Below are 13,688 nucleotides of genomic sequence, written 5' to 3' on the forward strand. Positions count from 1 at the left end.
CCTTATACATGAACAATATGAACGTAATTATTGCCGATGACCATCCGATTGTACTGTTCGGTATTCGCAAGTCACTTGAACAGATCGAGTGGGTGAATGTAGTCGGTGAATTTGAAGACTCAACACAGCTTATCAATAACCTGCCAAAACTGGATGCGCACGTCCTGATCACCGATCTCTCCATGCCCGGTGACAAATATGGCGACGGCATTACCCTGATTAAATACATCAAGCGCCACTTCCCGAACCTGTCGGTGATCGTGCTGACCATGAACAACAACCCGGCCATCCTCAGCGCGGTGCTGGAGCTGGATATCGAAGGGATTGTCCTGAAACAGGGCGCGCCGACGGACCTGCCGAAAGCGCTGGCCTCGCTGCAGAAAGGCAAGAAGTTTACCCCGGAGAGCGTCTCTCGCCTGCTGGAGAAGATCAGCGCCGGCGGCTACGGTGACAAACGTCTGTCACCGAAAGAGAGCGAAGTACTGCGTCTGTTCGCCGAAGGTTTCCTCGTTACCGAGATCGCCAAGAAGCTGAACCGCAGCATTAAAACCATCAGCAGCCAGAAGAAATCGGCAATGATGAAGCTGGGTGTGGATAACGATATCGCCCTGCTGAACTACCTCTCCTCCGTGACCCTGAGCCCGGCGGACAAAGATTAATCCTCTCTCAACGTTAAGCCGGGCGGCGCTGACGCTTGCCCGGCCTACGTCTTCCTGACTTATACTCTCGCTTTTCTCACCCGCTCCGCGTAGATCGCCAGCGTCTGCTCCAGCACGTCCAGCGTGACCGGTTTCGACAGACAGCTATCCATGCCCGACTCCAGGCAGCGCTGCTTCTCTTCCGCCAGCGCGTTGGCCGTCACGCCCACCACCGGCAGGGTCAGCCCCAGCTGGCGAATGCGCTGCGTCAGGCGGTAGCCATCCATATTTGGCATGTTAACGTCGCTCAGGATGATATCGATATGGTTTTTGCTTAGCACGTTCAGGGCATCCACACCGTCGTTGGCAGTTTTACACTGGTAGCCCAGGGAGCCAAGCTGATCGGCAAGCAGCCGTCGGTTGATCGGGTGATCGTCCACCACCAGAATCATCATGTCATCATTGTGGGCATCCTGCGTCTCAGCAGCGGAGAGCACCGGCGCGGTTTCGCTGGTATCTACCTTGACGCTGTAGATACGCGCCAGCAGGGCCAGCAGCTCATGGGGTGATGCCACGCTGTGCGTCCACTCACCAGGCTTGCGCTCCTGCGGAATGCCGATATGCCGACGGCTGAAGATCACCGCCGCCCTGCCCTGCCAGGGTTCGTCGAGGGCATCATCGGTAAGCAGCATATCGTCTGCGTCCGGAGTCTGCCCTTCGTAGCGCTCGGCACGAATGCCGTTGCGTGCCAGCAGCGACTCCACGAAGCTGCACAGCGAGGCGTTACGGATCGCCAGCCAACAGCGCGTATTAGCCAGGCCGTCAACGTCAATCACCTGCGGTGACTGGGCAGAGTAGAGCGGGATGCGCAGAGTAAACTGGCTCCCCATACCCGGCTCGGTATCCACGGAGATATCGCCATCCATCATGCTGATCAGCTTCTCACAGATAGCCAGCCCCAGTCCGGTGCCCTGGAAGTTGCGCTGCACGCCGGTACCTACCTGGAAGAAGGGATCGAACAGGCGAACTACCTCTTTGGCCGGAATACCGACGCCGGTATCGCGCACCTGAATAGAGAGATACTCCCCTGCCCGCTGCACGTGAAGCACGATACAGCCTACGTCGGTAAACTTGATGGCGTTGCTCAGCAGGTTAGAGATCACCTGCTGAAGGCGCATCGGGTCGCCCTGCATCATCACCGGCACGTCTGGCTCGATAAAGCAGTACAGCCCAAGCTGCTTGCGCACCACCAGCGGCAGGTAGTTTGCGGTGATATGGTTCATCACCTCGCGCGGGGAGAACTCCCGCGGCTCGATCTTCAGCTGCTCGGACTCAATTTTTGAGAAGTCGAGAATATCGCTGATGATCTTCAGCAGCAGGCTGGAGGAGTTGTTCATGGCCGTTACCAGGCGATCTACCCCTTTCGGCAGCGCCTTGGTTTGCAGCAGATCGAGGTTACCGATAATACCGTAGAGCGGCGTGCGCAGCTCATGGCTAACGGTCGCCAGGAACATCGACTTCGACTGGCTCGCCTGCTCCGCCGCCTGGGCCATATCCTGCAGCGACTCCTCCATTTTGACGCGGGCGGAGACATCCACCAGCACGCAGATGGCCACGTTCTCATTGCGATAGCGCGAGTGAACAAAGCTGATTTGCAGATTGGTGTTATTGCTGGTGAGCACATCGACAAAGTTGACCTGCTGACCACAAATAATCTGCGTCAGCCGCTGCCGATCCTCGTGGGTCAGCATATTGAGGTAGTTATGCGCCAGCTCGTTACTCAGAATGTTGGTGCCATCCTGGGTACGTAAAATACAGATCCCCACCGGCGCGGAGGCGACAATCTTGCGGTTAAACTGCTCATGCTCTTCGAGACGCTGGGCATCCACCTCCGCCGGAATAAAGATGCGCCGCTCGTACATCCGCGCCAGGGTAAAGAGCGCGATCCCCACCAGCACGTTAAGCAGCACCGCGTTGAGGATCAGCATGCGGATATGCTCCAGCACCAGATCCACCGGCACCGAGTAGACCACGCTCAGGGATGAGGGTTGCAGGCTCTTCTTCAACACCAGATCGCGGAAGCCGGAGGTGTAGCCAAACCAGGAGCGCTCCTGCATCCAGCGCGGATCGATCTCCGGGCGATTATCCGGCCCGGTCAGAGAGATCAGCGCGTGGCCGTTCTCATCAAGAATGGTCACGCTTATCGGCAGCGTACCCGGCGTAAAGAAGTTATCCATGCGAATAGACTGCTCAACGCCCAGCAGCGCCTGCAGGCGGTTGGCCAGGTAGACCGGCGTCAGGGCATAGAAGTAGCCGATGCCGGGACGCGCGCCCTGGCTTATCCAGAAGATGTTGTTGCCGCGCTCTTCCTGCGGTGCGTTGCGGTATTTCAGAATGCGCTCGTGCAGGTTTTTCAGGGCGCTCTCGCGCTCCAGCGGCACGTCGCGCAGGCCAAAGTCGGCCATGCAGAGATTTACGCTGCCGATTAAGAATACCCGGTTGAGATCGTAGGCGGCAGAGAAGTTATCTCGCCAGTAGCGCATGAACCACGCCAGCGACTCCAGCGAGCCGCGCCATGCCGTACCCATCGCCGAGCAGTCGGAGTCCGGAAACAGCGGCTGAAAATCGGGGACGTCGTTCTGCGCGTTCTGCACGCGAGAGGCCATGATGCCGTTCTCTGCCGTCAGGCGATTTTCTGCGATGTACTTGAGCTCTTTCATCACGTCTGAGGTGCGCTGAATATAGCGCTGGGCCTGATCGGAGCTGAGATTAAACTCCTTACGGATTTCAGACTCTTTCTGGTGCAGGGCATTGACGATGTAGAACACTGAACAGAGGACAATCAGCAGCCAGAGCAGCAATGCCAGCGCCCGGAACAGGTAGCGTGAAACTTTGAGAGTGGTTCGAAAAGAGACGAGGTATTTCAACGTGGCGATGCTCCGCCGTCAGGGTCAAAAAGGATGTCGATAAGGTAGCGGTAAAACGGGCAGACCGCAAAGAAAAAGGGCCGGATTGCCGGCCCTTTCATCAATGCTCTGACTTAATACGCCGAATTACTCTTCGCCGTCATCCGCTGCATCATCATCGGCTTCGGTTTCCGGGGCGATATCGTCATCACCCTCTGCGACCGTACCGTCGATAGCGTCCAGCTCTTCGTCATCTACCGGCTCGGCCACGCGTTGCAGACCCACTACGTTCTCATCTTCCGCCGTGCGGATGAGGATCACGCCCTGGGTGTTACGCCCCACCACGCTGATCTCCGAGACGCGGGTACGCACGAGGGTACCGGCATCGGTGATCATCATGATCTGGTCGCAGTCGTCGACCTGTACCGCGCCAACAACGGAGCCGTTGCGCTCGGTGACCTTGATAGAGATAACGCCCTGGGTACCACGCGACTTGGTAGGGTACTCTTCCTGCGCCGTGCGTTTACCGTAGCCGTTCTGGGTCACGGTCAGGATAGCGCCTTCGCCGCGAGGAATGATCAGAGAGACGACCTTATCAACGCCAGCCAGCTTGATACCGCGCACGCCGGTAGCCGTACGGCCCATCGCACGCACCGCGTTATCCTTGAAGCGCACCACTTTACCGGCTGCGGAGAAGAGCATCACTTCGTCGTCGCCGGAGGTCAGGTCAACGCCAATCAGCTCGTCGCCTTCGTTCAGGTTCACCGCGATGATCCCGGCCGAGCGCGGACGGCTGAACTCAGTCAGCGCCGTTTTCTTCACCGTACCGCTGGCGGTTGCCATAAAGACGTTTACGCCCTCTTCATACTCGCGCACCGGCAGAATAGCGGTGATACGCTCGTTGGCTTCCAGCGGCAGCAGGTTGACGATCGGACGACCGCGTGCGCCACGGCTCGCTTCCGGCAGCTGGTAGACCTTCATCCAGTAGAGACGGCCCCGGCTGGAGAAGCAGAGGATCGTGTCGTGGGTGTTGGCCACCAGCAGACGGTCGATAAAGTCCTCTTCCTTAATACGGGCAGCAGACTTGCCTTTACCACCGCGGCGCTGGGCCTCGTAGTCGGTCAGCGGCTGGTACTTAACGTAGCCCTGATGCGACAGCGTAACCACCACGTCTTCCTGGCTGATCAGATCTTCGATATTGATATCGGCGCTGTTCGCGGTGATCTCAGTGCGACGCGCGTCGCCAAACTGGTCGCGGACCAGCTCCAGCTCCTCGCGGATCACCTCCATCAGACGATCGGCGCTGCCGAGAATGTGCAGCAGCTCGGCGATCTGCGCCAGCAGCTCTTTGTACTCGTCAAGCAGCTTCTCGTGCTCAAGGCCGGTCAGCTTCTGCAGACGCAGGTCAAGGATCGCCTGAGCCTGCTGCTCGGTCAGGTAGTACTTACCGTCGCGTACGCCAAACTCCGGCTCCAGCCACTCCGGACGTGCGGCGTCATCGCCAGCGCCTGCCAGCATGGCCGCCACGTTGCCCAGATCCCACGCCTGCGCCACCAGCCCTGCTTTCGCTTCGGCCGGGGTCGGCGCACGGCGGATCAGCTCGATGATCGGATCGATGTTCGCCAGCGCAACCGCCAGCGCTTCAAGGATGTGCGCTCGGTCGCGGGCTTTACGCAGTTCAAAAATGGTACGGCGGGTCACCACTTCACGGCGGTGACGCACGAACGCAGAAAGAATATCTTTCAGGTTCATGATCTTCGGCTGGCCGTGGTGCAACGCAACCATGTTGATGCCGAAGGAGACCTGCAGCTGCGTCTGGGAGTAGAGGTTGTTCAGCACCACCTCACCCACTGCATCGCGTTTGATCTCAATCACGATGCGCATACCGTCTTTATCGGACTCGTCGCGCAGGGCGCTGATGCCCTCGACGCGTTTGTCTTTCACCAGCTCGGCAATCTTCTCGATCAGGCGCGCTTTGTTCACCTGATACGGGATTTCGTGCACGATAATGGTTTCACGACCGGTTTTCGCGTCGGCTTCAACTTCCGCGCGTGCGCGAATGTAGATCTTGCCGCGGCCGGTGCGATAGGCCTCTTCGATACCGCGACGGCCGTTAATGATTGCCGCCGTCGGGAAGTCTGGCCCCGGAATGTGCTCCATCAGCCCTTCAACGCTGATGTTCTCATCGGCGATGTAGGCCAGGCAGCCGTTGATCACTTCCGTCAGGTTGTGTGGCGGAATATTGGTTGCCATACCGACTGCGATACCGGACGCGCCGTTAACCAGCAGGTTCGGGATTTTGGTTGGCATGACGTCCGGAATTCTTTCGGTACCGTCGTAGTTATCAACGAAATCGACCGTCTCTTTTTCCAGATCGGCCATCAGCTCGTGGGCAATTTTCGACATACGGATTTCCGTATAACGCATCGCCGCGGCGGAGTCGCCGTCTACCGAGCCGAAGTTACCCTGGCCATCGACCAGCATGTAACGCAGCGAAAACGGCTGCGCCATACGGACGATGGTGTCATACACCGCCGTGTCACCATGGGGATGGTATTTACCGATTACGTCACCAACGACACGGGCAGATTTTTTGTAGGCTTTATTCCAGTCATTGCCCAATACGTTCATGGCGTATAGTACGCGACGGTGTACCGGTTTCAGGCCATCGCGGACGTCTGGCAGCGCACGGCCAACAATGACCGACATCGCATAGTCCAGATAGGAGCTCTTCAGCTCTTCCTCGATGTTAACCGGTGTAATTTCTCTCGCAAGGTCGCTCATCTAACCGCTATCCCTCTACTGTATCCCGGATTCAAAGGTCGCAAATTATAACACAGCCGCCGTCATTCCGGTAAAGGAAACACCCCCTCCGGTGCTTTATTGATACTTCTCTCCTGATATACTCAATGCACTGATTGATTAAGGAGTAAAAGCGCCAATGAATGCTGAAAAACCGCCGGTGGCTCAAAACGTTGACTATGAAGAGATCGCCAAATTTGAAGCCGTGGCGTCACGCTGGTGGGATACCGAAGGCGAGTTTAAGCCGCTGCACCGTATCAACCCCCTGCGCCTGGGCTATATCGCCGAACGCGTCGGCGGCCTGTTTGGCAAAAAAGTGCTGGATGTCGGCTGCGGCGGCGGCATTCTGGCCGAGAGCATGGCCCGGGAAGGGGCGAACGTCAGCGGCCTCGATATGGGCTTTGAGCCATTGCAGGTTGCTCGCCTGCACGCCCTGGAGTCTGGCATTCATGTCGACTACGTCCAGGAGACGGTTGAGGAGCATGCGGCAAAGCAGGCGGGACAGTATGATGTCGTGACCTGCATGGAGATGCTGGAGCACGTGCCCGATCCGCAGTCGGTAGTGCACGCCTGCGCCCGCCTCGTTAAACCGGGCGGCCACGTCTTCTTCTCGACGCTTAACCGCAGCGGTAAAGCCTGGCTGCTGGCGATTGTCGGTGCAGAATACGTGCTGCGCATGGTGCCGAAAGGCACGCACGACGTGAAGAAGTTTATTAAGCCCGCCGAGTTGATTGGCTGGATCGATCCTACCCCGCTACAGGAGCGGCACATGATCGGCCTGCACTACAATCCGCTTACCGATCGCTTCAAGCTAGCCCCGGGCGTTGACGTGAACTACATGCTCCACACTCAGGCAAAAAACAGCTAACGTTATTTGAAAATGTGATGACCATTACGCAGTGCCATAGGCTGCGTAATGGGCTTTTGCCACTTGCACGATGAAGATTTCAGCGTTCGATCACATTCAGATTTTTTTTTCGCATGCGTTGACTTTCCTGTAGCCCTTATCGTTCGCGGACTTAGCGATTATTACCTTTCCGCAACCGCAATTTAACCTCAAAATCAACTCTTGTACTGAAAAGAATCCAGACTAAAATACTCACCATATTGTGACGTTTTCATTAAACACCCCCTACATATAGTATTTATCCACAGGTTTAACCACAGCGCCGAACTGTGGATAAGCGGGGGATACTTTTTTTCTTAAGGACAGGTACATGAATCAGAGTCTGCTGGTGACGAAGCGTGATGGTCGTACTGAACGCATCAATCTGGATAAAATCCACCGGGTGCTGGATTGGGCGGCAGAAGGGCTGAATAACGTATCGATCTCTCAGGTTGAACTGCGCTCCCACATTCAGTTCTACGACGGCATCAAAACGTCCGACATCCACGAAACCATTATCAAAGCCGCGGCGGATCTCATCTCCCGCGATGCGCCGGACTATCAGTATCTGGCGGCCCGCCTTGCTATCTTCCACCTGCGTAAAAAAGCCTACGGCCAGTTTGAGCCGCCGGTGCTGATCGACCACGTGCGCAAGATGATTGAGCTGGGTAAATACGATAATCATCTGCTGGAAGACTACACGGAAGAAGAGTTCCAGCAGATGGATGGTTTCATCCAGCACGATCGCGATCTGACCTTCTCCTATGCGGCAGTGAAGCAGCTGGAAGGCAAATACCTGGTTCAAAACCGCGTAACTGGCGAAATCTACGAGAGCGCCCAGTTCCTCTACATTCTGGTTGCCGCGTGCCTGTTCTCTAACTATCCGCGTGAAACCCGTCTGGACTACGTGAAGCGTTTCTATGACGCGGTCTCGACCTTTAAGATTTCGCTGCCGACGCCGATCATGTCCGGCGTGCGCACCCCGACCCGCCAGTTCAGCTCCTGCGTGCTGATCGAGTGCGGCGACAGCCTGGACTCCATCAACGCCACCTCCAGCGCGATTGTGAAATATGTCTCCCAACGCGCCGGTATCGGTATTAACGCGGGCCGTATTCGCGCCCTCGGCAGCCCGATCCGCGGCGGTGAAGCGTTCCACACCGGCTGTATTCCGTTCTACAAGCACTTCCAGACCGCAGTGAAGTCCTGCTCCCAGGGCGGCGTGCGCGGCGGTGCGGCGACCCTCTTCTACCCGATGTGGCATCTGGAAGTTGAGAGCCTGCTGGTGCTGAAAAACAACCGTGGCGTCGAAGGCAACCGCGTTCGTCACATGGACTATGGCGTACAGATCAACAAGCTGATGTACACCCGTCTGCTGAAGGGCCAGGATATCACCCTCTTCAGCCCGTCCGACGTGCCAGGCCTCTACGACGCCTTCTTCGCCGATCAGGACGAGTTTGAGCGCCTGTACGTGCAGTACGAGCAGGACGAGAGCATCCGTAAGCAGCGCGTGAAGGCGGTTGAGCTCTTCTCGCTGATGATGCAGGAGCGTGCCTCTACCGGTCGTATCTACATCCAGAACGTTGACCACTGCAACACCCACAGCCCGTTCGATCCGGCGGTGGCACCGGTGCGCCAGTCAAACCTCTGCCTGGAGATCGCCCTGCCGACCAAACCGCTGATGGACGTCAACGACGAGAACGGCGAAATCGCGCTCTGTACGCTGTCGGCGTTTAACCTTGGCGCAATCAGCAATCTGGACGAGCTGGAAGAGCTGGCCGTGCTGGCGGTACGTGCCCTGGATGCCCTGCTGGACTATCAGGACTACCCGATCCCGGCCGCAAAACGCGGGGCCATGGGTCGCCGTACGCTGGGTATTGGCGTGATCAACTTTGCCTACTGGCTGGCGAAAAACGGCAAGCGCTACTCCGACGGCAGCGCCAACAACCTGACTCACCAGACCTTTGAAGCCATTCAGTATTTCCTGCTGAAGGCCTCTAACGAGCTGGCGAAAGAGCAAGGCGCGTGCCCGTGGTTCAACGAGACTACCTATGCGCAAGGTATTCTGCCGACCGACACCTATAAAAAGGATCTCGACGGCATTACTAACGAGCCGCTGCACTACAACTGGGAAGCGCTTCGTCAGTCCATCAAGACGCATGGCCTGCGTAACTCCACGCTCTCTGCACTGATGCCGTCCGAGACCTCATCGCAGATCTCTAACGCCACCAACGGCATTGAGCCGCCGCGTGGCCACGTAAGCATTAAAGCGTCGAAAGACGGTATTTTGCGCCAGGTCGTGCCGGATTATGAGCACCTGAAAAACAACTATGAGCTGCTGTGGGAGATGCCGAATAACGACGGTTACCTGCAGCTGGTGGGTATCATGCAGAAGTTTATCGACCAGTCGATCTCTGCGAATACCAACTACGATCCGTCCCGCTTCCCGTCTGGCAAAGTGCCGATGCAGCAGCTGCTGAAGGATCTGCTCACCGCCTATAAGTTTGGCGTCAAGACCCTGTACTATCAGAACACCCGTGACGGTGCGGAAGATGCGCAGGATGACCTGGTGCCTTCTATCCAGGACGACGGCTGCGAAAGCGGCGCATGTAAGATTTGATAAATCGCCCGGCGGCGCAAAGCTTGCCGGGCCTACGGATTAGGTTTTGTAGGCCGGGTAAGCGAAGCGCCACCCGGCGTATAACGGCAGGACAGGAAACACTCGCATGGCATACACCACCTTTTCACAGACGAAGAACGATCAGCTGAAAGAGCCGATGTTTTTCGGCCAGTCGGTTAACGTCGCCCGCTACGATCAGCAAAAATATGACATCTTTGAAAAGCTGATTGAGAAACAGCTCTCCTTCTTCTGGCGTCCGGAAGAGGTTGATGTCTCGCGGGACCGCATCGACTTCCAGGCGCTGCCGGAGCATGAAAAACACATCTTCCTCAGCAACCTGAAATATCAGACGCTGCTGGATTCCATCCAGGGCCGCAGCCCGAACGTGGCCCTGCTGCCGCTGATCTCTATCCCTGAGCTGGAGACATGGGTCGAAACTTGGGCGTTTTCCGAGACCATCCACTCGCGCTCCTACACCCATATTATCCGTAACATCGTTAACGATCCGGCGATTGTCTTCGATGATATCGTCACCAACGAGCAGATCCTCAAGCGTGCAGAGGGTATCTCCCACTTCTATGACGATCTGATCCAGCTGACCAGCTACTGGCACCTGCTGGGCGAAGGGACGCATAACGTCAACGGCCAGACCGTGACCGTGAACCTGCGCGAGCTGAAGAAGAAGCTCTACCTCTGCCTGATGAGCGTTAACGCGCTGGAAGCGATCCGCTTCTACGTCAGCTTCGCCTGCTCCTTCGCCTTCGCCGAGCGCGAGCTGATGGAAGGCAACGCCAAGATCATCCGCCTGATCGCTCGCGACGAGGCGCTGCACCTGACCGGCACCCAGCATATGCTGAACCTGCTGCGCAGCGGCGTGGATGACCCGGAGATGGCGGAGATCGCTGAAGAGTGCAAGCAGGCGTCTTACGATCTCTTTGTACAGGCGGCACAGCAGGAGAAAGAGTGGGCAGAGTATCTCTTCCAGGGCGGCTCGATGATCGGCCTGAACAAAGATATTCTCTGCCAGTACGTGGAGTACATCACCAATATCCGCATGCAGGCGGTGGGTCTGGATCTGCCGTTCAAAACCCGCTCCAACCCAATCCCATGGATCAACACCTGGCTGGTTTCCGACAACGTGCAGGTTGCACCGCAGGAAGTTGAAGTTAGCTCCTATCTGGTGGGCCAGATCGATTCGGAAGTGAACACCGACGATCTCAGCGACTTCCAGCTCTGATGGGAGCGGTGACGCTGCGCATCACTGGCGCACAGCTGCTGTGTCAGGATGAACATCCGTCGCTGCTGGCGGCGCTGGAGTTCCACAAGGTCAAGGTTGAGTATCAGTGCCGCGAGGGCTACTGCGGCTCCTGCCGCACCCGCCTGCTTGCTGGCCAGGTTGAGTGGCTCACCGAGCCGCTGGCCTTTATCCAGGCAGGGGAGATCCTCCCCTGCTGCTGTCGGGCGATGGGCGATATCGAACTCGACCTGTAATTAGCGGCCAACAAATATAAAAAATCCCTGAGCATAAATATGGTCAGGGATAAATTTCCGGGTTGACATCACTCACGCCGGAATAGCTAACTCTCCGTTATTTTTTCAGGGCTGCGCTGGAGTTCACTGACCCTATAATAGATTGGCGTAATATCAACGTAGTTAATGATATAACCGCTTCCCCTGACGTTGACGATAAAATCATCCGGTAATCCCAGCAGGCTAAGACGTCGGTTAAGATTTTTTAATACCTGCCACAGGCGCTGGCTCGACGGCACCAGATCGTTCTCTTCCCACACCACGCGCAGCAGCTCTTCACGCGGCACCGTCGTATGGCGGCCATGCTGTAATAGATAAACAAAAAGATGCAGCATCGTATGGTTAAATAATACCGAGCCAAAGATAAATGATTTATCGGCGCGTCCCTGCGGCAGGCGATAGAGCCTTCGGTTTTCAATTTCGAAGTGAATTTCTTTGCCTATTACGTAACCGTATAGCCGATATCCCATCGTATCTTTACTCATATGTCTTGAAACTGTCCGTAGAGCGCCGTTCGATCCTTATTTCATAAGCCGCACTGATAATAAGAACGATTATATGGCGATAGTGAATACTTTCAACATACAGCCCGGCGCTTATTTTTTCACGCCACCGTACATGTAAATAAATTATTATTCGACGTTAACAGCAATATTTAGCGTTAAATAGTGAAAAAAGGTAAACAGAGAGTCACACTGGGTCATCCAGGATCGTTGCGCGGATCATCAACATAATCTATTGATTTTACATGATTTGTAAGAAGTAAATGCTACGTGAACCTTACCTGTTTCCTGGATATAAAAAAAGGGCCTTGCGGCCCTTTTCTATTTTAGTGCTTATTAACGACGCGCCAGCACCTGCGCATGGTGACGTTTTTCACCGAACATCACCACCGTGAGCAGTAATACCGCCAGCACGCTCCCGCCAATCATTACCATGAAGCCACCGTCCCAGCCGAAGAAGTCAACGGTGTAGCCGACAATAGCACTCGCCGCGACCGAACCGCCCAGGTAACCAAACAGGCCGGTAAAGCCTGCCGCCGTGCCTGCCGCTTTTTTCGGTGCCAGCTCCAGCGCGTGCAGACCAATCAGCATTACCGGACCATAGATCAGGAAGCCGATAACAATCATGCAGGCCATATCCACGCCTGGGTTGCCGGCCGGGTTGAGCCAGTACACCACGGTAGCGATAGTCACCAGCGTCATAAAGAAGACGCCCGTCGCACCACGGTTACCTTTAAACACCTTATCCGACATCCAGCCGCACAGCAGCGTGCCTGGGATCCCCGCATATTCATACAGGAAGTAAGCCCAGGAGGATTTATCCAGCGCAAAATGCTTCACTTCCCGGAGGTAGGTTGGCGACCAGTCGAGGATGCCGTAACGCAGCAGATAGACAAAGACGTTTGCCACCGCGATGTACCACAGCAGCTTGTTGGGCAGCACGTACTTCATGAAGATCTGTTTGGCGGTCAGCTCCTCTTCATGCTGTTCGCTGTAGTCATCCGGATAGTCATTTTTGTACTCTTCAATAGGCGGCAGACCCTGGGACTGCGGCGTATCACGCATCAGCGCAAAGGCAATAATCGCCACCACAATCGCACCAAACGCCGGCATATAGAGTGCCGCTTTCCAGTCGTTGAACCACGCCATCCCCAGCAGGAAGAGCAGAGGGGGAATACCGCCGCCCACGTTATGCGCGCAGTTCCACACCGAGACAATACCACCGCGCTCTTTCTGCGACCACCAGTGAACCATGGTACGTCCGCACGGCGGCCATCCCATTCCCTGGAACCAGCCGCACAGGAAGAGCAGCACAAACATAACGGCAATGCTCGATGTCGCCCAGGGCACAAAACCCATAAACAGCATCACTGCCGCCGCCAGAATCAGACCGGCCGGAAGGAAAACGCGTGGGTTAGAACGATCGGATACCGACCCCATAATGAACTTGGAGAAGCCATAGGCAATGGAGATGCCCGATAGCGCAAATCCGAGATCGCCGCGTGAAAAGCCCTGCTCCAACAGATAAGGCATGGCGAGAGCAAAGTTTTTACGTACCAGGTAGTACGCCGCGTAACCAAAGAAGATGCCGATAAAGATTTGCCAGCGCAAACGACGGTATAGCGGATCGATTTCTGCCTTTCCCAGGCGCGCCTGATGTGGCGCTGGTTTAAAGATACTGAGCATGTAGCCTCCGAGGCTAAGTATTAAATTTGTAGGGGTTTAAGTGCCTCACCACTCCAGCGAGGCGGCGATGTTAAGGAATATCGGTAATTGTTACTGTGAATCCACGCACAGATTGTTACA

9 protein-coding genes are annotated in these 13,688 nt (G+C 56.1%); 5 read left to right on the forward strand and 4 right to left on the reverse strand.

The window, feature by feature from the left end; all coding sequences use genetic code 11:
- Positions 1–8 precede the first annotated feature (8 nt).
- Positions 9–659, forward strand: a complete 651-nt coding sequence (gene rcsB, locus RTM13_RS12085) for a response regulator transcription factor RcsB (RefSeq protein WP_103819029.1) — start codon at positions 9–11, stop codon at positions 657–659.
- A 59-nt stretch (positions 660–718) separates the two neighbouring features.
- Here rcsB and rcsC read toward each other — a convergent pair whose 3' ends face one another.
- Positions 719–3,565 carry a two-component system sensor histidine kinase RcsC gene (gene rcsC, locus RTM13_RS12090; protein WP_312212255.1) on the reverse strand — a complete coding sequence of 949 codons (2,847 nt, stop codon included), beginning with the start codon at positions 3,563–3,565 and terminating at the stop codon, positions 719–721.
- Between the two features lie 126 nt (positions 3,566–3,691).
- On the reverse strand, positions 3,692–6,328 hold the full coding sequence (gyrA, locus tag RTM13_RS12095; RefSeq protein ID WP_312212256.1) for a DNA topoisomerase (ATP-hydrolyzing) subunit A: 2,637 nt from the start codon (positions 6,326–6,328) through the stop codon (positions 3,692–3,694).
- A gap of 157 nt (positions 6,329–6,485) precedes the next feature.
- Here gyrA and ubiG point away from each other — a divergent pair, with 157 nt between their 5' ends.
- The 4 genes from ubiG to yfaE all read left to right on the forward strand — a co-directional run bounded on the left by ubiG (position 6,486) and on the right by yfaE (position 11,340).
- Positions 6,486–7,214, forward strand: coding sequence for a bifunctional 2-polyprenyl-6-hydroxyphenol methylase/3-demethylubiquinol 3-O-methyltransferase UbiG (gene ubiG / locus RTM13_RS12100; RefSeq protein ID WP_103819026.1), 729 nt, complete (start codon positions 6,486–6,488; stop codon positions 7,212–7,214).
- Between the two features lie 349 nt (positions 7,215–7,563).
- Positions 7,564–9,849 (forward strand): class 1a ribonucleoside-diphosphate reductase subunit alpha, encoded by a 2,286-nt coding sequence (gene nrdA, locus RTM13_RS12105; RefSeq protein WP_312212257.1) that lies wholly within the window; start codon positions 7,564–7,566, stop codon positions 9,847–9,849.
- Positions 9,850–9,955: 106 nt separating this feature from the next.
- Complete coding sequence (gene nrdB / locus RTM13_RS12110; RefSeq protein WP_312212258.1) at positions 9,956–11,086, forward strand: class Ia ribonucleoside-diphosphate reductase subunit beta; 1,131 nt, start codon at positions 9,956–9,958, stop codon at positions 11,084–11,086.
- Positions 11,086–11,340, forward strand: coding sequence for a class I ribonucleotide reductase maintenance protein YfaE (gene yfaE / locus RTM13_RS12115; RefSeq protein WP_312212259.1), 255 nt, complete (start codon positions 11,086–11,088; stop codon positions 11,338–11,340). The genes nrdB and yfaE overlap by 1 nt, the downstream gene beginning before the upstream one ends.
- Before the next feature lie 86 nt (positions 11,341–11,426).
- On the opposite strand, the gene RTM13_RS12120 is transcribed toward yfaE, so the two are convergent.
- Together RTM13_RS12120 and glpT are read right to left on the reverse strand one after the other, a co-directional pair.
- On the reverse strand, positions 11,427–11,864 hold the full coding sequence (locus tag RTM13_RS12120) for a helix-turn-helix domain-containing protein (protein WP_312212260.1): 438 nt from the start codon (positions 11,862–11,864) through the stop codon (positions 11,427–11,429).
- Positions 11,865–12,218: 354 nt separating this feature from the next.
- Complete coding sequence (gene glpT / locus RTM13_RS12125) at positions 12,219–13,568, reverse strand: glycerol-3-phosphate transporter (RefSeq protein ID WP_312212261.1); 1,350 nt, start codon at positions 13,566–13,568, stop codon at positions 12,219–12,221.
- Between the last annotated feature and the right edge of the window lie 120 nt (positions 13,569–13,688).

The organism is Pseudescherichia sp., from assembly GCF_031979925.1.
Lineage (GTDB): Bacteria > Pseudomonadota > Gammaproteobacteria > Enterobacterales > Enterobacteriaceae > Pseudescherichia.